17 protein-coding genes, 1 tRNA gene and 1 pseudogene are annotated in these 22,193 nt (G+C 65.8%); 12 read left to right on the top strand and 7 right to left on the bottom strand.

Annotated features, from left to right (window positions below):
* Positions 1–8: 8 nt before the first annotated feature.
* On the top strand, positions 9–1,046 hold the full coding sequence (locus tag ROSELON_RS05830; protein ID WP_025311491.1) for an NAD(P)/FAD-dependent oxidoreductase: 1,038 nt from the start codon (positions 9–11) through the stop codon (positions 1,044–1,046).
* 43 nt (positions 1,047–1,089) lie between these two features.
* On the opposite strand, the gene ROSELON_RS05825 is transcribed toward ROSELON_RS05830, so the two are convergent.
* Positions 1,090–1,635: an NADPH-dependent FMN reductase gene (locus tag ROSELON_RS05825; RefSeq protein ID WP_025311490.1), complete on the bottom strand. Its 546-nt coding sequence runs from the start codon at positions 1,633–1,635 to the stop codon at positions 1,090–1,092.
* A 54-nt stretch (positions 1,636–1,689) separates the two neighbouring features.
* Here ROSELON_RS05825 and ROSELON_RS05820 point away from each other — a divergent pair, with 54 nt between their 5' ends.
* The gene (locus ROSELON_RS05820) at positions 1,690–3,315 is read left to right on the top strand and encodes a thiamine pyrophosphate-binding protein (RefSeq protein ID WP_025311489.1); all 1,626 of its coding nucleotides are present in this window, start codon (positions 1,690–1,692) and stop codon (positions 3,313–3,315) included.
* A gap of 93 nt (positions 3,316–3,408) precedes the next feature.
* Here ROSELON_RS05820 and ROSELON_RS05815 read toward each other — a convergent pair whose 3' ends face one another.
* Positions 3,409–4,761, bottom strand: a complete 1,353-nt coding sequence (locus ROSELON_RS05815; RefSeq protein WP_025311488.1) for a mechanosensitive ion channel family protein — start codon at positions 4,759–4,761, stop codon at positions 3,409–3,411.
* Positions 4,762–5,005: 244 nt separating this feature from the next.
* Here ROSELON_RS05815 and leuC point away from each other — a divergent pair.
* Together leuC and ROSELON_RS05805 are read left to right on the top strand one after the other, a co-directional pair.
* Positions 5,006–6,409 (top strand): annotated as a pseudogene (leuC, locus tag ROSELON_RS05810) (3-isopropylmalate dehydratase large subunit); the annotation flags it as partial.
* Positions 6,410–6,513: 104 nt separating this feature from the next.
* Complete coding sequence (locus tag ROSELON_RS05805) at positions 6,514–7,311, top strand: hypothetical protein (protein WP_025311486.1); 798 nt, start codon at positions 6,514–6,516, stop codon at positions 7,309–7,311.
* Here the strand turns inward: ROSELON_RS05805 and ROSELON_RS05800 are convergent.
* Both ROSELON_RS05800 and ROSELON_RS05795 read right to left on the bottom strand, forming a co-directional pair.
* A complete protein-coding gene (locus ROSELON_RS05800) occupies positions 7,308–8,525 on the bottom strand; it encodes an MFS transporter (protein ID WP_025311485.1) in 1,218 nt (405 codons plus the stop codon). The genes ROSELON_RS05805 and ROSELON_RS05800 overlap by 4 nt on opposite strands.
* 52 nt (positions 8,526–8,577) lie before the next feature.
* On the bottom strand, positions 8,578–9,705 hold the full coding sequence (locus ROSELON_RS05795; protein WP_038650230.1) for a HupE/UreJ family protein: 1,128 nt from the start codon (positions 9,703–9,705) through the stop codon (positions 8,578–8,580).
* Here ROSELON_RS05795 and ROSELON_RS05790 point away from each other — a divergent pair.
* The 7 genes from ROSELON_RS05790 to ROSELON_RS05760 all read left to right on the top strand — a co-directional run bounded on the left by ROSELON_RS05790 (position 9,704) and on the right by ROSELON_RS05760 (position 15,662).
* Complete coding sequence (locus ROSELON_RS05790) at positions 9,704–10,519, top strand: DUF4198 domain-containing protein (protein ID WP_038650227.1); 816 nt, start codon at positions 9,704–9,706, stop codon at positions 10,517–10,519. The genes ROSELON_RS05795 and ROSELON_RS05790 overlap by 2 nt on opposite strands.
* A 69-nt stretch (positions 10,520–10,588) precedes the next feature.
* Positions 10,589–11,194 (top strand): 3-isopropylmalate dehydratase small subunit, encoded by a 606-nt coding sequence (gene leuD / locus ROSELON_RS05785; protein ID WP_025311482.1) that lies wholly within the window; start codon positions 10,589–10,591, stop codon positions 11,192–11,194.
* Positions 11,195–11,464: 270 nt separating this feature from the next.
* Entirely contained in the window at positions 11,465–12,292 is an 828-nt protein-coding gene (locus ROSELON_RS18130) for a hypothetical protein (protein ID WP_245605420.1), read from the top strand.
* Positions 12,293–12,387: 95 nt separating this feature from the next.
* Positions 12,388–13,311 (top strand): endonuclease/exonuclease/phosphatase family protein, encoded by a 924-nt coding sequence (locus ROSELON_RS05775; RefSeq protein WP_025311480.1) that lies wholly within the window; start codon positions 12,388–12,390, stop codon positions 13,309–13,311.
* An 89-nt stretch (positions 13,312–13,400) separates the two neighbouring features.
* The gene (gene leuB / locus ROSELON_RS05770) at positions 13,401–14,501 is read left to right on the top strand and encodes a 3-isopropylmalate dehydrogenase (protein WP_025311479.1); all 1,101 of its coding nucleotides are present in this window, start codon (positions 13,401–13,403) and stop codon (positions 14,499–14,501) included.
* Between the two features lie 57 nt (positions 14,502–14,558).
* On the top strand, positions 14,559–15,530 hold the full coding sequence (locus ROSELON_RS05765) for a DMT family transporter (RefSeq protein WP_025311478.1): 972 nt from the start codon (positions 14,559–14,561) through the stop codon (positions 15,528–15,530).
* Positions 15,531–15,585: 55 nt separating this feature from the next.
* Positions 15,586–15,662 (top strand) — tRNA-Pro (locus ROSELON_RS05760).
* Positions 15,663–15,739: 77 nt separating this feature from the next.
* On the opposite strand, the gene ROSELON_RS05755 is transcribed toward ROSELON_RS05760, so the two are convergent.
* From ROSELON_RS05755 to ROSELON_RS05745, 3 genes are all read right to left on the bottom strand, one after another.
* Positions 15,740–18,493, bottom strand: a complete 2,754-nt coding sequence (locus ROSELON_RS05755) for a PAS domain-containing hybrid sensor histidine kinase/response regulator (RefSeq protein ID WP_025311477.1) — start codon at positions 18,491–18,493, stop codon at positions 15,740–15,742.
* Positions 18,494–18,513: 20 nt separating this feature from the next.
* On the bottom strand, positions 18,514–19,659 hold the full coding sequence (locus tag ROSELON_RS05750) for an FIST signal transduction protein (RefSeq protein WP_025311476.1): 1,146 nt from the start codon (positions 19,657–19,659) through the stop codon (positions 18,514–18,516).
* A gap of 91 nt (positions 19,660–19,750) precedes the next feature.
* Entirely contained in the window at positions 19,751–20,158 is a 408-nt protein-coding gene (locus ROSELON_RS05745; protein WP_084613692.1) for a globin domain-containing protein, read from the bottom strand.
* 305 nt (positions 20,159–20,463) lie between these two features.
* Here ROSELON_RS05745 and ROSELON_RS05740 point away from each other — a divergent pair, with 305 nt between their 5' ends.
* Positions 20,464–22,158 carry an ABC transporter permease gene (locus ROSELON_RS05740; RefSeq protein ID WP_038651030.1) on the top strand — a complete coding sequence of 565 codons (1,695 nt, stop codon included), beginning with the start codon at positions 20,464–20,466 and terminating at the stop codon, positions 22,156–22,158.
* The last annotated feature ends 35 nt before the right edge of the window (positions 22,159–22,193 follow it).

Here is a 22,193-nt window from a genome sequence, read left to right as displayed (position 1 = left end):
CATGCGCAATGAGGGACGTCACCATATTCGGGGCCGGAGCCTTTGGCCTTGCCATCGCCTGGGCCTGTCGCGCGCGGGGGGCATCCGTGCGGGTAATCGACCCGAATGGCGTTGGCCAGAGGGCGTCCAACGGGCTGGTCGGCGCACTTGCGCCGCATGTGCCGGAAAACTGGAACGACAAGAAGGAAATCCAGTTTCAAAGCCTCGACATTGCCGAGGCATTCTGGCGCGAGACGGCCCAGATCGCCGGGCGCGATCCCGGCTATGCCCGCCTCGGCCGCATTCAGCCGCTGATGGACGATCGCGCCGTCGCGCTGGCACGGGCTCGCGCCGAAACCGCAAGGGACCTGTGGAAAGGCCGCTACGCGTGGCGCGTCATCCCGGCAGAAGACGCCGGCATCCCCGTCGTCTCGCCCACCGGCCTTGTCATTTTCGACACGCTGACCGCCCGCATGCATCCCCGTCACGCGACCGCGACCCTGGCCGAGGCACTGCGACGCAAGGGGGCCGAGATCGTGACGGACGGGGCCGCAGAGGGGCGGGTCATCCATGCCACCGGCGTCGCCGGATTGCTGGAGTTGAACGGTCTGGCAGGACAGAAGATCATCGGCTCGGCGGTCAAGGGGCAGGCCGCGCTGCTGGATGCCGATCTGCGGGGTCGCCCGCAATTGTTCGCGGATGCCGTCCATATCGTGCCGCATGCCGATGGGACCACGGCCATCGGCTCGACCTCGGAACGCGCGTTCGACGCGCCCGACACCACGGACGATCAACTTGACGCGGTGATCGCCAAGGCGCGCGCCGCGTGCCCCGCGCTGGCCGAGGCCCCGGTGATCAAACGGTGGGCGGGCCTGCGCCCCCGCGCCCGGTCGCGGGCACCGATGCTGGGGCCGCACCCGCTGCATGAAGGCCAGTACATCGCCAATGGCGGCTTCAAGATCGGCTTTGGCATAGCGCCCATCGTGGCGCAAATGATGGCCGATCTGGTGCTGGACGGCCGCGATACGATACCGGACCTGTTCAAACCCGACGCCAGCATGCGCTAGGCGCGATCGCGCGACGACGGGCGCTGGCCCGGCCCCCGATCCGTCAGGTCAACCGGGCCTCGACCCGCAGGCGAGCCATCAGCGCCTCCAACGCCTTGAGATTGATCTCGTTGATCAACCGGCCGTCCGCGTCGAACTGGCTGTCGGTGATCCCCACCAGCACCTCGGGCCCCTGCAGGATCAGCGGCTGGAACGGCACCATCGCCAGGCGCAACGAAAATTGCGTGCGCTCGCCGCCTGCGCGCCCGCCAGTGGCCGACATGATGGCGACGGGCTTGTCCTTCCACGGGTTGCCTTTGGTACGGCTGACCCAGTCGAGCGCGTTCTTCAAAACGCCCGACAGTGCCTTGTTGTATTCGGGCCCCGCGATCACGACCGCATCGGCCTGCGCGATCTGATCGGCCAGTGCCTGCACCTCGGGCGGGATGCCCTCGGCCTCTTCGAGATCACCGTCATACAAGGGAAACCTCAGATCGCCCTCGGCGAATTCGGCCGGGTCGAAAAGGCGCGCGGCCTCTCGCATCAGTTTCCGATTGAACGATCCCGCCCTGAGCGAGCCGCAAATTCCCAAAAGCCTGCCACTGGACAAGGTCTCATCCTCCGATCACAAACCGATCCAACGCACCTATCGCGGGAGAGAGACATGTCCAACCATCACGGCGGAAAGATCCTGGCCGATCGACTGGCAACACATGGGGTCGACAGGGTCTTCTCGGTTCCGGGTGAAAGTTTCCTCGCGGCGCTGGACGGTCTTTATGAACACGACATCCAGAACATCGTCTGCCGGCAAGAGGGCGGCGCGGCCATGATGGCCGAAGCCCATGGCAAGATGACGGGTGCCCCCGGTGTGCTTTTCGTCACGCGAGGCCCCGGCGCGACCAATGCCAGTGCGGGCCTGCATATCGCCATGCATGACGCCACGCCGCTGGTCTGTTTCGTGGGACAGGTGCCGCTGAAACATCGCGACCGCGACGTGTTCCAGGAGGTGAACTATCGCGCGGTCTTCGGGTCGCTGGTCAAATGGGTGGCCGAGGTCGAGCGCACCGACCGCCTGGCCGAATATGTGGACCGCGCCTTTGCCATCGCGACATCGGGCCGCCCCGGCCCCGTCGTCATCGCCCTGCCCGAGGATGTGCTGTCGGCCGAGGCCAAGGCGCCGGCCACCGGGATCATCGGGGCCAAGCCGGAAAGCGGGCTGTCCGACGCCCACATTGGCCGGATTTCCGAGACACTGCGCACGGCCGAACGCCCGATGATCATAGCAGGCGGGTCGCTGTGGAGTGCCGAGGCCGCCGAAAAGGCCGCCGAACTGGCGAAACGGCTGGACGCGCCCATCGCCGTCACGTTCCGCCGGCAGGATTACATCGACAACGACCACCCGAACTATGCCGGCGATCTGGGCGTGGGCATGAACCCCAAGCTGGGCACGCGCCTGTCGCAAGCCGACGCGATCCTGCTGTTGGGCGCGGAGTTGAATGATATCACTACGAAGGACTTCACCCTGCTCGACCCGGCGACAGCGCCTGAGATCATCCAGATCGCGCCGGACCCGGGGATGCCCAACAAGGTCTATCCGACCGCGCTGTCGCTTGTGTGCGACCCACGCGACGCCTTGTCCCCGCTGTTGGAGCGTTTGCCCGAGGAACCAGACACCGACCGTGGTGCCATCGAGGCGCGGGCCGACTACGAGGCGTGGCAGACCCCGCAAGAAACCCCCGGCGCCGTGAAGCTGGAAGAGGTGATCTGCTGGCTGCGCGATCACGCCGGACCTGATGCGATCCTCACCAATGGCGCGGGCAATTATGCCGCGTTTCTGCACCGCTACTACCGCTTTCGCCGCTTTGGCACGCAACTCGCCCCGACATCCGGGTCAATGGGCTATGGCCTGCCTGCCGCCGTCTCGGCCAAGCTGCAGCATCCCGATCGTCCGGTGATCTGCCTGGCCGGGGATGGCTGCCTGCAGATGACGCTGCAGGAACTGTCCACCGCCCGTCAATACGGCGCCGACATCATCGTCATCGTCGCCAATAACGGGCGCTACGGCACGATCCGCATGCACCAGGAACGGGAATACCCCGGTCGTGTCTCGGGGACCGACCTGTTCAACCCCGACTATGCCGCGCTCGCCGCGGCCTATGGCGGCACGGGGCACACCGTGACCGAAACCGCACAGTTCGCCGCGGCGTTCGAAACCGCCCGGTCCGGCGGCCTGCACGTGATCGACCTGCGCCTCGACCCGCAGATGCTCAGCACCACGATGTCCCTCTGACCCGATCTTTATCCGATGAAATATGCTGGGGGTTTGGGGGCAAAGCCCCCATTCACCCAAAAAAAGCAATGCGGCGACAGCCGCACCGCTGGATCACCTGCCTGGCGGCGTCGAGTCGCCCAGCATCCGAACCTCGCGCTGCGGAAAGGGGATCGAGATGCCGTTTTCCTGAAACGCATCCCACAGCGCGAGGAAGACGTTGCCGCGGATATTGGTCAGCCCACCGGTCGGATCGCGGATCCAGAAGCGCAGGATGTAATCGACACTGGAATCGCCAAAGCCGATGATATGGCAGACCGGCTTGCGATCGGTCAGCACACGGTCGACCGCCATCGCGGCCTCGATGGCGATGCGACGCACCAGATGCGGATCATCACCATAGGAGGTGCCGAAATGGATATCGAGGCGCACGAACTCGTTCGTATGCGACCAGTTTACCACCTGGTTCGTGATCAGGTCCTCGTTCGGGATCAGGTATTCCTTGCCGTCCCGCGTCACGACACTGGCATAGCGGGCTCCAAGGGTCTGGATCCATCCGAACGTGTCACCAAGGCTGATGACGTCGCCCGGCTTGATCGACTTGTCCAGCAGGATGATCACGCCTGAGACCAGGTTCGACACCACCTTTTGCAGACCAAAGCCAAGGCCGACGCCGATGGCGCCAGACAGCACCGCCAATCCGGTCAGATCCACCCCAGATGCGCGCAGCCCGATATAGATCGCCGCACCGTAGAGAAGAACCTGAATGGCCTTGACCACGAGCACCCGCATCGAGGGCGAGAGGTCTTCGTTCTTTTCGATCCGGGCGGTTGATGTGCGCGTCAGGAACCGGGCCGCCATGACAAGAAGCGCGACAAACAGGACAGCCTGCAGCAGGCCAAGCAGCGACAGGCGTATCCCCCCAAGGCTGAACCCCACCGAATCGAGCAGCGCCCCGACCTCTTCGCGCAGGTTCAGGATGGCGATGGTCACGTAGATCCACGCCCCATAGCGGGCGAGACTGCGCAGCACGGGCGACCGGATAAGACGCGCCACGACCGCCACGAACAACCAGGCGGTCGCCAGTTCGGCAAAGACCGAGAGCAGGTAACTGCGCGACGGCCACGTCACTTCGCGCATGATCAGCACGACCGACCAGAGCAGCAGCACGAAGAAGATCAGGAACAACCGGCGGTGAACGATCACGAGGATGCGCATCCGCCAGGTTGGCCACCCCTCGCGCGAGGCCATCCAGGCGCGGATGCGCGGGCCGAACGCCCGTGTCAGAACCCAGGCCAGCGCGATCAGGCCCAGCGCGATGGCGACCTGATAGGCGTTCCAGGGCCGCAACAGGCCCTCGGCGAACACGCTGCCCTGGTCCAGCAGGCCCTCGAAGGCGAGGGTCAACTGCTCGAGGGGCGTTGCCTCGGAAAGTGGGGCGTCCGGCGTTTCCGTCTCGGGCTCCATCGCGGTCCTTTCTGCTGCCCCTTTCGACCCTAGGGCCCAGCCAGGGTTTCGCCAAGCGTGACACTTGGCAAGGGCCGGGCGCATGTGTATCCCGTCCGCATGAAACGGGTTTTCGACATGGACGATCGGGCGCGCCTGCCATGGCGCTTTTTCGGCGCGCGTTGCAGCGTCCTCGGGCACCTAGGCACGGCCTGACACCCCAGCCGAACCGACGACCATTTCCCGCCCATCCGGAGACTGACCGATGGCCCCCAAAACGCTCTATGACAAGATCTGGGACGCCCACCTCGTGCATGAGGCCGAGGATGGCACCAGCCTGCTGTATATCGACCGCCACCTGGTCCATGAAGTGACCAGCCCCCAGGCCTTCGAAGGGCTGCGCATGGCGGGCCGCACGGTGCGCGCGCCCGACAAGACGATTGCGGTGCCCGACCATAACGTGCCCACGACCGAGGGGCGCGAAAACCCCGAAAACATGACCGAGGACAGCCGCATCCAGGTGGCCGCGCTGGACCAGAACGCGCGCGATTTCGGCATCCACTACTACCCGGTGACCGATGTGCGCCAGGGGATCGTGCATATCGTCGGCCCCGAACAGGGCTGGACCCTGCCGGGCATGACCGTGGTCTGCGGTGACAGCCATACGGCCACGCACGGCGCCTTCGGCGCGCTGGCGCATGGCATCGGCACCTCCGAGGTCGAGCACGTGCTGGCCACGCAGACGCTGATCCAGAAGAAATCCAAGAACATGAAGGTCGAGATCACCGGGCAACTGGCGCCGGGCGTCACGGCCAAGGATATCGTCCTGACCATCATCGGCGAGACCGGCACCGCCGGAGGCACCGGCTATGTCATCGAGTATTGCGGCGAGGCGATCCGCAGCCTGTCGATGGAAGGCCGCATGACGATCTGCAACATGGCGATCGAGGGCGGCGCCCGTGCCGGCCTGATCGCGCCGGACGAGACGACCTATGCCTATGTAAAGGGCCGCCCCCACGCGCCGAAGGGCGCCCAGTGGGAGGCCGCGCTGGCCTGGTGGAAGACGCTTTATTCCGACGAAGACGCCCATTGGGACAAGGTCGTGACCATCCGTGGCGAGGATATCGCCCCCAGCGTGACCTGGGGCACCTCGCCCGAGGATGTTCTGCCGATCACCGATGTTGTGCCTGCACCCGAGGCTTTTGCGGGCGGCAAGGTCGAGGCAGCCAAGCGCTCGCTCGATTACATGGGGCTGAAACCGGGGACGCCGCTCAAGGATATCGCCATCGACACGGTGTTCATCGGCTCCTGTACCAATGGCCGGATCGAAGACCTGCGCGCCGCCGCCGCCGTGGTGAAAGGCAAGAAAATCAAGGACGGCATCCGCGCCATGGTCGTGCCAGGCTCGGGCCTTGTGCGGGCCCAGGCCGAGGAGGAGGGGCTGGCTGACATCTTCAAGGAGGCCGGATTCGAATGGCGCCTTGCGGGCTGTTCCATGTGCCTTGCCATGAACCCCGACCAACTGGCCCCGGGCGAGCGCTGCGCGGCCACCTCGAACCGCAATTTCGAGGGGCGTCAGGGCCGCGGCGGGCGCACCCACCTGATGAGCCCGGCCATGGCCGCCGCCGCCGCCGTGACGGGCCATCTGACCGATGTGCGCGAGCTGATCGAGATGCATGCGGTCCTCGGGTATGGGGCCGCAGGCATCCCTCTCGCAGGGCGATGGAAACGGGGTCCTTTCGTGGCCCCGTTTGCGTTTGGGGGGCGGCCCGGATGAGCGACCTGCCCGAAATCGCCAGTTTCTGGATCGGCCCGCGCCTGCGCTGGATCGACAAGTTGTCGCTTGCCAGTTTCGTGGCGCTCGGGCACCCGGTGACGCTGTTTCATGCCGGAGATGACCCCGCGCCCGAGGTGCCGGACGGGGTCACGGCCATGCCCGCCGCAGAGGTCTGGCCCGAGATCGGCGCGTCCCTCGGCGTCTTGCCGCCAGCGCCTTTGTCCGATGTGTTTCGCCTGCACCTGATGCGGCGCACCCCGATGATCTGGGCCGATACCGATGTGATCGGCCTGCACCCCCTGTGGCCCCGGCAGGGCTATCTGATCGGTCGGCAGGAGGGCGACTGGATCAACAATGCGGTCCTGCGGGTGCCGGACACGTCGCCGGGGCTGGCCATGCTACAGGCTGCCTTTGCCGACCCGGCCACGGTGTTTCCGTGGTTGGAGCCGGCCCACCAGGCGACGATCCGCAAGGCCCGCCCACGGGATAGGCAGGCGGAAACCGCCCGTCTGGTTGGCAATGCCTTTGGCCCCATCGCCCACAGCCACGCACTGACCAAAACGGGCGAGATCGCCCATGCCTTGCCGCAAGAAGCACTCAATCCGATCCCCTGGTGGTTGGGCGATCTCTATTTCGATCCGCGCGGCACGCTGGATCACTGGGTGACGGAGAACACCCTGTGCCTGCACCTTTATGCCTCGCGCATCCGGCCGTTCTTCAAAAGGCGGCGCCCGCCCAAGGGGTCCCCCCTGGCGCGGATCGCGCGGCGGATCGGGTTCGACGATTTTCGCTAGCCGGCCCGCAGCTCGCGCCGATAGCGCAAAAGGACCGGCACCATGGCCACGGACAGCGCCAGACACCACAGGCCCATGGCCGCGCCCTGTTGTGGAAAGCTCACCCCACGGTCGATCAGAACCCCGGTGATCCCCGGTCCGATCGCCGTGGACACCACCATCACCGCCGTCACGGTCGCGCGCACAGCGCCCAGGTTGTCGGTGCCATAGGCCGCCGGCAGGAACGCGCCCCAAAGCGCGCCCGACAGGCCCTGGCTGATCCCCACGATGCCGAGGGCCAGCACCCACATCACCGGCGTCGTGGCGGGGCCGATCAGGAACATGGCCAGCCCCATCGGGATGAGCAGAACCGGCAACAGCCGCTCGGGGCCGAACCGGTCCGCCGCCCAACCCGCGACCAGCGACATCACCACGGTTGTGCCCGCGAATGCCGGGTAGGCCGGGGCCATGGAAATCAGGCTCCAACCCTTCACCTCGGCCACATGGGCCTGGTGAAAGAAGACGACCGTTCCGATGAAACCGGGCGTCAGGATCATCGGGATCAACGCCCAGAACAGCCAGTGGCGCACCACCTCGGCCCGCCGCCAATGACGGGCCCCCAGGCCAGGGCTGCCCGTGACATGGGCCTGACCGGTTGGGGCGCGTTCCCGCCCCAACAGCCACAGCAAGAGCGGCAGCAAAACGACGAGGATCACGATGGCGGTGACACCCCATGTGGCCCGCCAGCCGATCCAGCCGATCAGCAGCACAACGCCAAGCGGCAGCGCCACCTCGCCCAGGGGGTGGCCCAGATTGGCAATGGACACGGCCTTGCCCCGTGTGGCGACAAACCAACGGCCCATCGCCGTGATGCCCATATGGGTGAACATCCCCTGCCCGCAGAATCGCAACAGGAACACGGATAGCCCCAGGATCCAGACCGACTGCCCCAAAGCCATGCCGAGACAGGCGAGGGCGAACAGGGCGGACACCAGCGTCACAAGGCGCGACAGCGGCATGGTGTCGGCCAGGCCCCCGCGGCTGAGCAGCAGCGCGGCCGAGGACAGGGTGGCAATGGTGTAGAGGCCGCCCCATTGCCCGTCGCTGAGGTCATGGGCGTCGCGGATGCCGCCCGCGAAGAGCGAGATGAACCATGTCTGTCCAAAGGACGAGCCGAAGGTCAGCAGGACGCCGGTGGCCAGCCAACGCCGGTTTTCGAACAGAAACGCACGCATGTGTTTGCCTTACGCCTCTCGCAGGGCAGGCGAAAGGCCCGTCAGAGGCCCGTCAGAGGATCGTGCGCTCGACCACCCACCAGGCGCCGATGCACGCGATCACCAGCGAGGCCGGGATGGCGATGGCCTTGCGATACCACGCCCGCGACATGAACCAGCCCACCAGCGAGAACGCGATCAGGATGACGGCGAGTTGCCCGAATTCGACCCCGATATTGAACCCGACCAACGCGTAGAGGAACCGCCCCGAGGCGATGCCGTAGTCGCCCAGGACACTGGCAAAGCCCAGTCCGTGAAGCAGGCCGAAGACAAAGACCAGCGCCGTGCGCCCCTTGACCGTGCCAAAACCGAGCGTGTTTTCGATGCCGACGAAAACGATTGTCGCCGCGATCAAGGGCTCGACGATGCTGGCGGGGACGGTCACGACCCCGGTCGCCGCCAAGGCGAGCGTGATGGTGTGCGCGACCGTGAAGGCGGTGACTTGCCACAACAGGGGGCCGAGCTGCGTCGCGAAAAAGAACAGGCCCAGCACGAACAGGATGTGATCCATTCCCAGCGGGACGATGTGTTCGAACCCGGCGCCGACATAGCGCAGGAAAAGCGCCCCGGCCCCTTCGGTCAACACCTGGGCGCGCGAGATCTCGGGGGTCAGCGCGCCGCCATCGAGAAACCCCTCATAGGCATCCTCGCCGGCGCCGATCTGCCGCGGAATGAAGGTGCCGAACCGCGGCGCGAGGCCGAGGCGGACACCGGCATCGCCCGGCGGCAGATCGGCGCCCACCGTCAGGATCGAGTCGCGCGGCAGATCGAGATTGCCCACGGCCGGGATGGCGACCGATACGATCTCGGGGGGCAGCCGTTCGCCCGCAACCTCGATCAGGAAACCCTGCCGGATACGCGGCCAGGCGTTGCGCAGCGCCGCCTCGAGCGGTACGGGGCCAAGCGCGCGCAAGCGGTCATAGATCGCGGCCTCGGGGGCATTGTTGGTGTTCTCGACCTCGGACAGGTCGATCCCTGCGATCAGGCTCTCCAGCGTCACGGTCAGCATCATGGTGACCCGGTCGCCGCCCACCTCGACATCCGCGATGGTGGGGCGGATTTCGTGCGCTGCTGCTGGAAGAACCGTGAAGACCAGAACCATTGACAGCAGCACGCGGCGGGTGATGGTCAGAGCCGACATGAGAAAGGACGTTCCGATGCTGCGTTGCCTGTGCGCCGCCACACTTGCCGCGATTTCGCTCGGCGACAAGGTCGCGGCCCATGAATTGTGGATCGACCCGGCATCCTATCGCGTCGCGCCGGGCGGCACCGCCGCGGCCCAATTGCGCGTCGGAACCGAGTTTCGCGGCGTGCCCCAGGCCTATATACCGCGCCGAACCGTGCGGATTGACGTGGTGAGCGGGGGTGTGCCGCTGCCGGTCGATGCACGCATCGGCGACATGCCCGCGTTTTCCATCGACGAGATGCCCGAGGGCCTGGCCATTCTGGTCTACGAGACGACGGCCTTCGACCTGACCTGGGGAACATGGGAACAGTTCGTCCGCTTTGTGGACCAAAAGGACCTCGGAGATGCGGCCGCAATGCAGGCCGCGCGCGGGCTCGACCGGATCGACGTGCAGGAACATTACTTACGCTTCGCGAAATCGCTGATCGCGGTGGGCAATGGCACGGGCGCGGATCGCGTCATGGGGATGCGGACGGAACTGGTCGCGCTTGCCAATCCCTATACGGACGACCTGAGCGCGGGGATGCCGGTGCAACTCTGGCTCGATGGCGTGGTGCGTGCCGATGCGCAGATCGAATTGTTCCGCGAGGCGCCGGATGGTGCGATCGACATCACCCTGCATCGCACGGATGCCGATGGGATCGCCATCTTGCCCGTCGAGTCCGGGCACCAATATTTGGTGGACTCGGTCGCGATCGAACCGATGGACCCCGCCGCTGGCGCCGAGTGGCGCACCCTTTGGGCCAGCCTGACCTTCGAAGTGCCCTGAGTCGGCCGCGATCCCTTGCCGATGCGCCCCGCGCAGGCTATCGACACACCCGACCGAGAGGAGAGCCCGATGGACAAGTTCACCAAGCTGACCGGAATCGCCGCACCGCTGCCGCTGATCAATGTCGACACCGACATGATCATCCCCAAGCAGTTTCTGAAAACGATCAAACGCTCGGGCCTTGGCGTGAACCTGTTCGACGAAATGCGCTACGACGATGACGGCAACGAGATCCCCGATTTCGTGCTGAACAAGCCCGCCTATCGCGACGCGCAGATCCTGGTCGCGGGCGACAATTTCGGCTGCGGATCGTCGCGGGAACATGCGCCTTGGGCGCTGCTCGATTTCGGCATCCGCTGCGTGATCGCGCCCAGTTTTGCGGATATCTTCTTCAACAACTGCTTCAAGAACGGCATCCTGCCGATTGCCCTGCCGCAGGAGGAGGTCGACAAGCTGATGGACGACGCCGAGCGGGGGGCCAATGCGGTCATCACCGTGGATCTGGAAAACCAGACCATCACCGGCCCCGATGGCGGCTCGATCAGCTTCGATGTCGATCCCTTCCGAAAGCACTGCCTGCTCAACGGGCTGGACGATATCGGCCTCAGCCTGGAAAAAGCCCCCGCCATCGAGGCGTTCGAGACCAAATCCGCGCAGGAGCGCCCCTGGGTCTAGGCCCCAGACACCGATCACTGATGCATTTCGGGCACACCCGCCCCGCCATTGTGCGGGGCGTTTGTCATTGATGGAAAAGGTTTTCTTGCCAAAAACCGCCAATCTGGGCAGTTTTGTGGCAAAATTCGGGCACGCGTTCCGGAGTTTTGTCCAATTTTCCCAAAATTGGACGGAGCAGGTCACAGGCGCGACCCATTCAAATGCAAAAAGTCGGAGAAACCGGCTCTTGGTATTGAGGTAGAAACAGTGTTTTCCCAGCTGGCAGGTGCTGTGCTGAGGGGGTTCATCACGCTTGTCGTGATCGCGACCCCGTCCCTTTTGATCCCCGGGTCCACACCCGAGGCGGCACAGGTCGTGATGCTGGTTGGCCTCATCCTGGGTGCATTCATCGCGTTCGAATACGCCACGACCTTTCCCGGCCTGGTCGAGTTTCGCGACGCGCCGCCTTTCAACCGGGTGCGCATTCTGGCCCTGTTCCTGCTCTTGTTCTTTCTCAGCCTCGTGCTCAAGACACAGCCGGGCGAGTCGAACCTGGCCAGCGTCGCCACGGCGCTTGGCCTGTTTGTCGCCGATCTTGCGGGGTTCCGGTACGGGCCGATCCATCTGGTCATGAGCCATCTGCCCGACGGCCTGTCGCCGATCCTGTTGATCAAGATCCGGGCGATGGCCGGGCTGTCGCTGTTGATCTCTCTGACCGCGATCGTCGCGTTCGCGATGCTGGTACGGTTCCATAGCTGGCCGGCCCGCGGCTTTGCGTTCAATGTCTGGGTCAACCTGCCCACATTCGACCCCACCGCCGGCGGCGACGTGATCAAACGGTTGCGCCGGGACGGACGCGTTAACGTTATCTTAGGTCTTTGCACGCCATTTCTGGTCCCTGTCGTGGCCGTGGTCGCGGCCGAACAGGCCGGGGCGTTCGTTTGGTCGTCGCCGCACAGCATGGTCTGGGGTCTGACATTATGGACGTTCATTCCGCTCAGCTTTCTCATGCGCGGGCTGGCGATGGGGCGCATCGCCGACATGATCATGCGCAAGCGCGCCCAACTGACGGCCTCGGTCGCAAGCGACGCACCCTCGGATATGGCGCTGTCGCGCTAGGGTTTGTCTGCGCGCTGCTGCCTGCCATCGCAGCGGCACAGACGCTGCGCCTTGCGCAGTTCCACACAGACCTGACGCGGCGCGGACCCGGCCTGTTGCTGCGCGACATCCTCTCGGGGGAGGACCCTCAGGTTCTGGCGGTTTTGGCGGTCATTCGCGCCGCGGGTGCCGATGTACTGCTGTTGCAGGGGCTCGACACGGATGCCGGCGGCGCCACCGTCGAGGCGCTGGCCCAGGCGCTCGACGCCGAGGGCATGGCCTATCCTTACCGCGTGACATTTCCGGGCAATGCCGGCCGGCCCTCGGGCCATGACCTTGACGGCGACGGGCGTCGCGACGGGCCGCGGGACGCGCATGGCTACGGGTATTTCACCGGCCAGGGGGGCATGGCGATCCTGTCGCGGCTGCCGATCGGAACGGTTCGGGATTTCAGCGCACTGCCATGGGCCGCGCTGCCGGGCAGTATCGCCGCGACGGTCACGCCGGCTGCGGCGCTGCCGGATCTGCGGCTGCATTCGGTCGCGGCCTGGGATGTCGAGTTGATCCTGCCGGACGGGCCCTTTCACCTTCTGGCCAGCCACGCATCGGCCCCTGTTTTCGACGGCCCCGAGGATCGCAACGGCCTGCGCAACGCCGCCGAACTGCGGTTCTGGCGCATGTATCTGGATGGCTGGTCACCGGACGGGCAGCCCTTTGCCGCATCGCGCTTCGCCCTGGCGGGCACGTTCAATGTCGATCCCGACCGTGGCGAGGGGCGCCGCGACGCCATACGCGCCCTTCTGGACCACCCCGCCTTGCAGGACCCGCGGCCGCAACGCCCCGACGGCGGCCTTCGGACCGTGGATTGGCCCGAGCCGACCCCGGGCGATCTGCGGGTCGATTATATCCTTCCCGCCGCAGAGATCACCGTCCTGCATGGTGAGGTGCTCTGGCCCGTGGCGGGGCAAGAGGGGCTTACGATCGCAGTGGTCGAGGCCGCCTCGGATCATCGTCTGGTGGTCCTCGACCTCGACCTTTGAGACCGCATGCCGAGCGGGCGCCTTTCTTGACCCTTTCCGCGCGGCAAGCTACGCGACCTCAACGCGATTTGAACAAGGGGTACCCCGATATGACCACCCGCTCTCTTCTGATCCTGCCCGGCGATGGAATCGGCCCCGAAGTGATGGCCGAGGTGCGCAAGATCATCGACTGGTTCGGTACACAGGGCCTCGCGTTCGAGGTCAGCGAGGACCTGGTGGGGGGCGCCGCCTATGACGCGCATGGCACACCGCTGCACGACGACACGATGGCAAAGGCGCAAGAGGTCGACGCCGTTCTGCTGGGTGCTGTCGGCGGCCCGAAATACGATGCGCTGGATTTCAGCGTAAAGCCCGAGCGCGGGTTGCTTCGCCTGCGCAAGGAAATGGACCTTTATGCCAACCTGCGCCCGGCCCAGTGTTTCGATGCGCTGGCCGATTTCAGCAGCCTGAAAAAGGACGTGGTCGCCGGCCTCGACATCATGATCGTGCGCGAGCTGACCTCGGGCGTCTATTTCGGCGAGCCGCGGGGCATCCACAAGGAAGGCAACGAGCGCGTCGGCATCAACACGCAGCGCTACACGGAAAGCGAGATCGCCCGCGTCGCGCGCTCGGCGTTCGAACTGGCGCACAAGCGTGCTGGCAAGGTCTGCTCGATGGAAAAGGCCAACGTCATGGAATCGGGCATCCTTTGGCGCGACGTGGTGCAGGAGGTGCATGACGCCGAATACCCCGATGTCGAGCTGTCGCACATGTATGCCGATGCCGGCGCCATGCAGCTGACCCGTTGGCCCAAGCAGTTCGATGTGATCGTCACCGACAACCTGTTCGGCGATCTTCTGTCGGACCTCGCCGCGATGCTGACCGGCAGCTTGGGCATGCTGCCCTCGGCCAGCCTTGGCGCGCCGATGGCCAATGGCCGACCCAAGGCGTTGTATGAACCCGTCCATGGCTCGGCCCCCGATATCGCCGGTCAGGGCAAGGCCAACCCGATCGCCTGTATCCTCAGCTTCGCGATGGCGCTGCGCTATTCCTTCGACCTCGGGGCCGAGGCCGACAAGCTGGAAAAGGCGGTCGAGGCCGTGCTGGCCGACGGTTTGCGCACCGCCGACCTTTTGGGCGAAGAGGGCACCACCCCGGTCAGCACCGCAGAAATGGGCGACGCGATCGTCGCGAAACTGGCAGCTAGCTGATCGCCTCGACGGGGAGGGGTTTACGCCCCTTCCCGTCTGCGCAAGGCTCGGGCGGCCATGTCCGACAATAGCAATCTCAAGGGTGTTTTGCTGGCGCTGGTCGCCTTCGGGGTGTTCTCGACCCATGACGTGGTCGTGAAATACCTCGGGGGTACCTATTCCCCGTTCCAGATCGTGTTCTTCAGCGTACTGTTCGGGTTTCCGCTGGTCACGCTCATGTTGCTCAGGGACCGGGCCGAGGCCAACCTGATCCCCAAACACCCTTTATGGGCGGGGGCCCGTACCCTTGCCGCTGTCGTGACCGGATCCTGTGCCTTTTACGCCTTTTCGGTCCTGCCGCTGGCGCAGGTCTATGCGATCCTGTTTGCCTCGCCGCTGCTGATCACGATCATGGCCATCCCCTTGCTGGGCGAACGGGTGGGCCTGCGTCGCGGCGCAGCCGTGGTCGTTGGGCTGGCCGGTGTCATCGTGGTCCTGCAACCAGGCCAGACCGAGTTGACCCTGGGCCATGCCGCCGGGCTTTTGGCGGCCTGTACCGGGGCCTTTGCCTCGGTGGTGGTGCGCAAGATCGGACGCGACGAACGCCCGGTGGTGCTGATCCTGTACCCGATGATCGCCAATTTCCTGTTGATGGGGGCGGCGCTGCCCTTTGTTTATGAGCCGATGCAGGGGCAGGATGTGGCCGGGATTGCCGTGATGGCGGCCTTCGCGCTTATCGGCAGCAGTTGCCTGATCTTTGCCTATCGCCTTGCCCCGGCGGTGATGGTCGCCCCGATGCAGTATTCCCAGATCCTGTGGGCGACGCTGTTTGGCGTTCTGCTGTTCGACGAGGGGCTGGACGGCGCCACCGTCATCGGGGTGGCGATCATCATCGCATCGGGCCTTTATATCGTGCTGCGCGAGGATCGGCGCCGCGCGTCCTCGACCACACCGGTGCTGCGCACCCGCATGCGCCCCGGTATGCCGGGCGCGCCCAGGATCTCGCCCTTCCTGCGCCGGAACAAGGACGACGACGACCGCAAGGATTAGACGTGCGAAGCCTCTTGCAAAGGGACACGCACAGCGCTATCCCGCGCGGCACGGTCGGAGTGTAGCTCAGCCTGGTAGAGCACTGTCTTCGGGAGGCAGGGGTCGGAGGTTCGAATCCTCTCACTCCGACCATTTCAACGAAAAGATGCGCGCAAGGTGCCCGGTGTCCGGTCGGTGTCGCCGTCCGGTGGGAGCGGCTTGCAGTCGCCTTACCGCTTCACGGCCTGTGCGGCCAGGGCCTGCGCCAACGCCTCGAGATCGATGGGTTTGGCAAAGATCCCCGCCGCCTTGCCGTCCATGAGCCTTGGGTCGGACAGGCGTTTGGACAAGGCGGTCACCACGAAAACGGGCAGGTCGGGCGCCGCCGCTATCGCCGCCGCCGCAAGGGCCCCGCCGCTCATGGCCGGCATGTCGTAATCGGTGATCAGGGCGGACCATGCGGCCGGGTCTTCCTCTATTACGGCCAGCGCATCGCGCGGATCCTCGCATCCGGCCACCTCGGCGCCCCGCGCCTCGAGAAACGAGGCCAGGACGGCGCCCACATTGGGGTCATCGTCCACCACGAGGATCGTCAAACCGGTGAGATCGTCATCCGCGGCCAAGGTCGCCGCCTCGGTCCGGGGTCGCAGCTCGGCGATGGGCCAATACACCGTCAATCTTGTGCCCGCCCCCGGTGCCGTTTGAACCCCGAGCGCACCGCCGACAGATCGGATCTGCATCGCCGCCGTGGCCAGACCCAACCCCGTACCCTGCCGCCCCTTGGTGGTGAAGTAGGGCCGGAAGATATCGCTCGCCGTTTCGGCATCCATGCCCGCGCCCGTATCCTGCACGGCCAGCCGCGCATAAGTGCGGCCCGGGTCAAGGGAGCCGACGGCAAGATCCTTTGCCTGCGTCGCCGCGAACCGCGTCACCGAGAGCGCGATCCGGCCATCCGCCGCCCCGATGGCATCGCGCGCGTTCAGGATCAGATTGATCAGGATCTGGCTCAGGCTGCTGGCCGTTCCACGCAAGGCGACCGGCGGTGTTCCGTCTTCGATCGCGAAGGCGATTCGCCCCGGCAGGCTGGGCGCCACGAGGCTTGGCAGATCGGCGAGGATCGAGGAAAGCGCGAACGTCCCGGTCGTCTCGGAGCCGGCCCCGATATCCAGCAGCCGCGCAACCAGCTTCGCCGATTGTGCACCGGCGGTGGCGATCCGCTCGAGATGCGGTTTTACCTCGGCAGGCAGGTCGTCGATCATGCCGATCAGGGTGGCCGAGCCATTGATCGCCGAGAGCAGGTTGTTGAAGTCATGGGCGACCCCGGCAGTCAGTTGCGCGATCGCCTCTTGCCGCTGCATCCGCAGAAGCTCGGCCATGAGGTCCTCTTCCCGCGCCGCCGTGGCCAGGTTCTCGGTAATGTCGCGGATCACGATGACCGATCCGCCGCCATCCAGAGGCGCGCCACTGATTTCATGGGTTTGCACTGTCTCGCCACTGGCACGGCTGAGGGTCGTGGCAAAGGGCGCACCCGGCCTTGTGCGCTCGGGTCCGGGGGCGTAGCGGTCCCGCCAGCGCTGGCCAAGGCCGCTGCGCGCCTCGGCAAACCCCAGCAGATATGACGCGGACGAATTCAGGTAGATCAGGCGGCCCCCATCGTCGGTGACCGCGATGCCGTCCGATGTCGCTTCGATGGCGGCCAGACGCTGCGACAAGAGGCGCTCGGCCGACTTCATCGCCGTGATATCTGTGGCGGACACCACGAGGCCGCCATCATCCAGCACCCCCGCCCGCATCAGCACGTTGCGGCCGTCGGGAAGGTCGACCTCGCGGCCCGATGGCAGATGGGACAAGGCCGGGATGTCGGGGTTGCGCAGCAGCGCGGTGACCCGGCCCGGAAGGTCGCGGCACCCCTCGAGATAGCGGGCCCAGTTCTGGGAAAAATGCGTGCCGCGCGCCCATTGCAGCCCATCGGCCGGAAACAGCCCCTCGACCGCATCGTTGGCGAAGACGACGCGCTGGTCCCGGTCGAGCAGCAGAAAGGCATCCTCGGTCGCCGCCAGGGCCCGCCGCATGCGGTCGTTGGCCTGGTCGCGCTCGGCCGCGGCCGCCACCCGGTCGGAGACATCCGACTGCGTCGCCACGAGGTTGCGGACGGTGCCGGCCGTATCGCGCACCGGGAAAAGGGTCAACTCGTTCCAGAAAAGCTCGCCCGATTTGCGGCGATTGCGCAGGAGAAAGGTACCCCCCGTGGCCTCGGCCACGGCGCGGCCTAGGCGAACGCGTTCCGGCGCGCCCTCGGGCTCGGCGTTCAGAAAGCGGCAGTTCCGGCCAAGGGATTCGGCCGCGCTGTAACCCGATATCCTTTCGAACGCCGCGTTCACGTAGACAAGCGGACGGTTCGGATCGGTCGCATCGGCAATGGCAAAGCCCGAGGACGACCCCGAAATCGTGGCGGCGAGCAGGTCCTTTTCCGCGGCCACCTCGCGGTTCTGGAGGGCTTGCGCGGCCAGTCCGGAAAGACGCTGAACCAGGGGAACGTCGGTCTTGCGAAACGGGTGCGGCGCCTTGCGCAAGGCCATCAAGGCCAGGCTGTCGCTGACCGGCGCGACGATCAGGCCGGGAAAGGTTTCAGGATCGATCGCACCGGACCATTCGCCCAACAGGTTGAGGTCGGCGATATTGCGCGGGCGCGCAAAAACATCGACAGGGGCGCGCAAGGTCTCGCCCAGATAGGCCGCCTCGCTGCAGGCAACGACCCTGAGGCTGCCGGCCTCGTCCGGGACCACCAGCATGGACAGGTCTGCCCCGATCTTCTGTGCCAGGGACACGAAGATCGACGCAAGCGCGGCACCTGCACTGGGCGCCGTCGAATACGCTTCGACGCACTCCAGCAGGGTGCGTGTCTCTTCCAGGACGCGCGCTTCCCGCTCGCGCAGAATCTGCAGTTCGAGCAGGGCCTCACGCAACCGCTCATCATCTGCCATCGGTCTATCGGAGGGTTGTGTCAGCCGAACACTATGCAGGAAATCATGAGATTTCCATGGCGATTTCCCGCCCGCAAGAGCGAGCCCTGTTCCCCAAAGGTGAAGGCCCCCAGGAACGGCGCGCCATCGAGGGCCGTATTCACACCCGAGACCACATCGTCCAGACGCTCGCGCACCGACAGCATGCAACCGCCGCAATAGATCATCAGCGCGCCCGAGATCGGCCTGTTACCCAGCCCCCCCGCCGCACGAGCCAGCGCCGCGACCCTTCCGGCGCGCTCGGTCAGGCCCTGTTGCGTGCCCGTCATGAGCGTTACGCGCTCGCCGGGATCGACGCGTGCAAACAGGTCTATCGAGCCATCGGCATGCGTCACGGCCGGATGGGCCAACAGGTAGAACGGGACATCGTCCACTGTGGCAATCTCGCGGCCGAGCGGCCACAGGGTGCTGTCGGACAGGATCGCACGGGCCTCTTCGGCTGCATCGGCCGGCGCGACGGCGCCGTCCGTCCATGCGGCATAGACCTCCATCGCCGGACGACCGTCGATCTGGGCGACGCGGCGTCCGTTGGTGGCCGTGACCACGCCCGACTTGTCGGTGGGCGAATACCCGTTCTGGTAGGCGAAGGACACGGGGCGAGAGGGGAAAAGCACCGATACGACCACACCGGCCGTCATCTTTCGGCTGCTGTCGAACACGAACCAATCGCCGGCAACCGAATTGTCCGCGGCGCTGCCGCCGATGATGGGAATGTCGGGTCCGACCACATCTTCGATACCGGCCAGAACATCCTCTTCGGTGCCGGGCGTGGCCGAGACCCAGACAAGATCCGGGCGTTCCCCGACCCTGTCCGCCGCCGCGAGGGCCTCGCGCGTGGCCATTTGCGCCGCGTCGCGCGGCCCCGCGTCAAAGGCGGCAAGGGCCGTTCCATAGGCACCGTCCGGGTCCGAGATGGCGAAAGCGGCCATTCCCTGCGCCGGGCCGGCCTGGGTCATGGCGCCAAGGCAGGAGGTGGCCCCGTGGATCACGGCCGGCCGGCTCAGCGTGCCAAGCGGGGTGATGTCGGTCCTGCAATCGGCATGGACCGAAAGAAAGTCAAAGGGCCGATCGCCAAGCTGTGCAAGCAGATCCGTTGCATCTGCGGCCTGTGTCACGACGATCTGCACACGATCCTCCCTAGTCGTCCCATACGATATCGCATCGCCACAGCGGCTGCGCACGCACTCTTTGGAATAGGCCCCTATCCGAAAGGATAGCTCATGCCGGGTAGGCCGCCGCAACCATTGCATCGGACAGGGCCTGATAGGTGTCGCGCCATGCCTTTTCGTCGGCATCGGTAAAGGCCGGGCCCAAAAGCTGCTTGAAGGTCTGGATCAAGGCGGCCCCGACCGAGGCATATTGATCGGCAACGACCCCGTAGCCGACGTGTCGCCGCGCCAGTTCAACGGCAGAGGGCATCAGGCTGTCGGCGTCTTCGAGGTGGTCGACGATGTAGCTGAGTGTTTGCGTCAGCTTGCGCCCCTGCAAGTCCAGATCGCCGACGAAGAGCGGCTTGGTCGTCGGGTCCAGACGGAACAGGTTCGAGTAGAAGACACGTGCCGTGCGATCGGCATCGCCTGCCGCAAGCGCCCAGGTCGCGCGCACCCGCCCAACCCTTTGATCCATTGTCTGGTCCATGATTGGGCCCACTTTCGCTGATCACGCAACCGGCCTAGCTTACTTGACGGTGCCAGTCGACTCTTCGGTGCGGGGATGCCCGCCCGAGCGTGCAAACCAACCGGCGCGTTTCCCCGCCCGCACCGATCGTGCCCAGGCACGGCCCCGGCCCTGACCATGACGCAAATGCACCGACGGACAGGCGCATGATCGGGGACAGGGCGCAAACCTGCCTGCCCGGTCGCATTGCATTTCAGGCCATATCCCGACAAAAACGGTCGACAGGTCCCTACCGGACCGGCAGGAAAGACGTGATGTTTCAACGAAAGGCGTATTCGTCGCCCGGTTTGCTGGGCACCCTGGCGTGGATCGCGGCCGGCATTTGCCTGTTGCCGATGGCGGCCGTGGCGCTGGCGGCTGCCACGGGCGGAGGTGAAACCGTCTCGCGCCTCGCCGATACGGTGTTGTGGCGCTACACGGGTGCGACGCTGTGGTTGATCGTGCTGGTCGGTCTGGGCACGGGCATCATCGGCACGGGGGCGGCATGGCTGGTGACGGCGACGCGCTTTCCGGGTCGTCGGATCCTCGAGGTTGCCCTGGCCCTTCCATTGGCCTTTCCGGCCTATGTCCTTGCCTACGCCTATACCGATTTCCTCGATCATCCCGGCATCGTGCAAACGACGCTGCGGGATCTGACCGGCTGGGGCCCGCGCGATTACTGGTTCCCCGAGATCCGGTCACTTGGTGGGGCGGCGGCCATGCTGACGCTTGTCCTTTATCCGTATGTCTACCTGCTGGCGCGGGCCGCGTTTCTGCAGCAATCCGCCACGGCCTATATCGCGGCCCGCACACTGGGACAGGGGGCATGGCAGGCGTTCTTCCGGGTCTCACTGCCCATTGCGCGCCCGTCCATCGCGGGCGGTGTCCTGTTGGCCCTGATGGAGACGCTGGCCGATTACGGCACCGTTTCCTATTTCGGGGTCCAGACCTTTGCCACCGGCATCTATCAAAGCTGGTTCTCGTTCTTCGATCGTGGGGCCGCCGCGCAATTGGCGCTGTGCCTGCTGGTCGTCGCCCTGACGCTGGCAACGTTCGAGCGGGCGCAAAGACGCCATCAACGCCACCATGGCGCGGGCCGCAGGTTCGAGACGATGCAACCTGTGCAGTTGGGCGGCATCCGCGCGGCCGGGGCCCTTGCCTTTTGCCTGTTCCCCGTGGCTCTCGGGTTCGTGTTGCCGGTCATCCTGCTGGTGAGCATGGCGTGGGATTCGGGACAGTTGCTGTTTACCGAGCGATACCTCGGGTTCCTGCGCAACTCGCTGGTGCTGGCCTCGATCGCGGCCGTCGTCACCGTCGCTGCGGCCATCGTGCTGGGCTTCAACGCCCGGCTGCGCCCGTCGCGCGCATCGGCGCTGGCCATGCGCGTTGCCGGATTGGGCTATGCCGTTCCCGGTGGGGTCATCGCGGTGGGGTTGCTGGTGCCGTTTGCGGCCTTCGACAATGCCCTCGACGCGTTCATGGAGGCCCGGTTCGGCATCGACACCGGCCTGTTGATCACGGGCTCGATCTGGCTGCTTGTGGCGGCCTACATGGTTCGGTTCATGGCCGCCGCCCTGTCGGCCTATGATGCGGGGCTGTCCACCATAAATCCCAATATCGACGCGGTCGCGCGCACGCTGGGCCGCACGCCAAGGTCCATGTTGCGCGGCGTGCACCTGCCGATCCTGCGCCCCTCGATCCTGACGGCGCTGTTGATCGTGTTCGTGGACGTGATGAAGGAATTGCCCGCCACGCTGATCATGCGTCCGTTCAATTTCGACACGCTTGCGGTGCAGGCACATCGGCTGGCCGCGGACGAGCGCCTTGCACAGGCCGCCGTGCCCAGCCTTGTGATCGCGGCCGTCGGCCTGCTGCCGGTGGCGGTGCTGTGCTGGGGGTTGGGGCGCGAGACACGCACCGGGCGCCGCTTCATCCCAGAACCGGCGCAAAATGTCTCGGCCGCGGAATAGCCCGCGGAGATGAAAACGGGCGCCCACAAGGGGCG

This window comes from Roseibacterium elongatum DSM 19469, assembly GCF_000590925.1.
GTDB lineage: Bacteria > Pseudomonadota > Alphaproteobacteria > Rhodobacterales > Rhodobacteraceae > Roseibacterium > Roseibacterium elongatum.
Note: the sequence above shows the minus strand (reverse complement) of the source record. Positions and strands in the feature narration are given on the sequence as shown.

Coding starts and splice junctions, on each gene's coding strand:
- ROSELON_RS05830 (WP_025311491.1), top strand. CDS start 9: ATGAGGGACGTCACCATATTCGGGGCCGGAGCCTTTGGCCTTGCCATC.
- ROSELON_RS05820 (WP_025311489.1), top strand. CDS start 1,690: ATGTCCAACCATCACGGCGGAAAGATCCTGGCCGATCGACTGGCAACA.
- ROSELON_RS05815 (WP_025311488.1), bottom strand. CDS start 4,761: ATGGAGCCCGAGACGGAAACGCCGGACGCCCCACTTTCCGAGGCAACG.
- ROSELON_RS05805 (WP_025311486.1), top strand. CDS start 6,514: ATGAGCGACCTGCCCGAAATCGCCAGTTTCTGGATCGGCCCGCGCCTG.
- ROSELON_RS05800 (WP_025311485.1), bottom strand. CDS start 8,525: ATGCGTGCGTTTCTGTTCGAAAACCGGCGTTGGCTGGCCACCGGCGTC.
- ROSELON_RS05790 (WP_038650227.1), top strand. CDS start 9,704: ATGAGAAAGGACGTTCCGATGCTGCGTTGCCTGTGCGCCGCCACACTT.
- ROSELON_RS05795 (WP_038650230.1), bottom strand. CDS start 9,705: ATGTCGGCTCTGACCATCACCCGCCGCGTGCTGCTGTCAATGGTTCTG.
- leuD (WP_025311482.1), top strand. CDS start 10,589: ATGGACAAGTTCACCAAGCTGACCGGAATCGCCGCACCGCTGCCGCTG.
- leuB (WP_025311479.1), top strand. CDS start 13,401: ATGACCACCCGCTCTCTTCTGATCCTGCCCGGCGATGGAATCGGCCCC.
- ROSELON_RS05765 (WP_025311478.1), top strand. CDS start 14,559: ATGTCCGACAATAGCAATCTCAAGGGTGTTTTGCTGGCGCTGGTCGCC.
- ROSELON_RS05755 (WP_025311477.1), bottom strand. CDS start 18,493: ATGGCAGATGATGAGCGGTTGCGTGAGGCCCTGCTCGAACTGCAGATT.
- ROSELON_RS05745 (WP_084613692.1), bottom strand. CDS start 20,158: ATGGATCAAAGGGTTGGGCGGGTGCGCGCGACCTGGGCGCTTGCGGCA.
- ROSELON_RS05740 (WP_038651030.1), top strand. CDS start 20,464: ATGTTTCAACGAAAGGCGTATTCGTCGCCCGGTTTGCTGGGCACCCTG.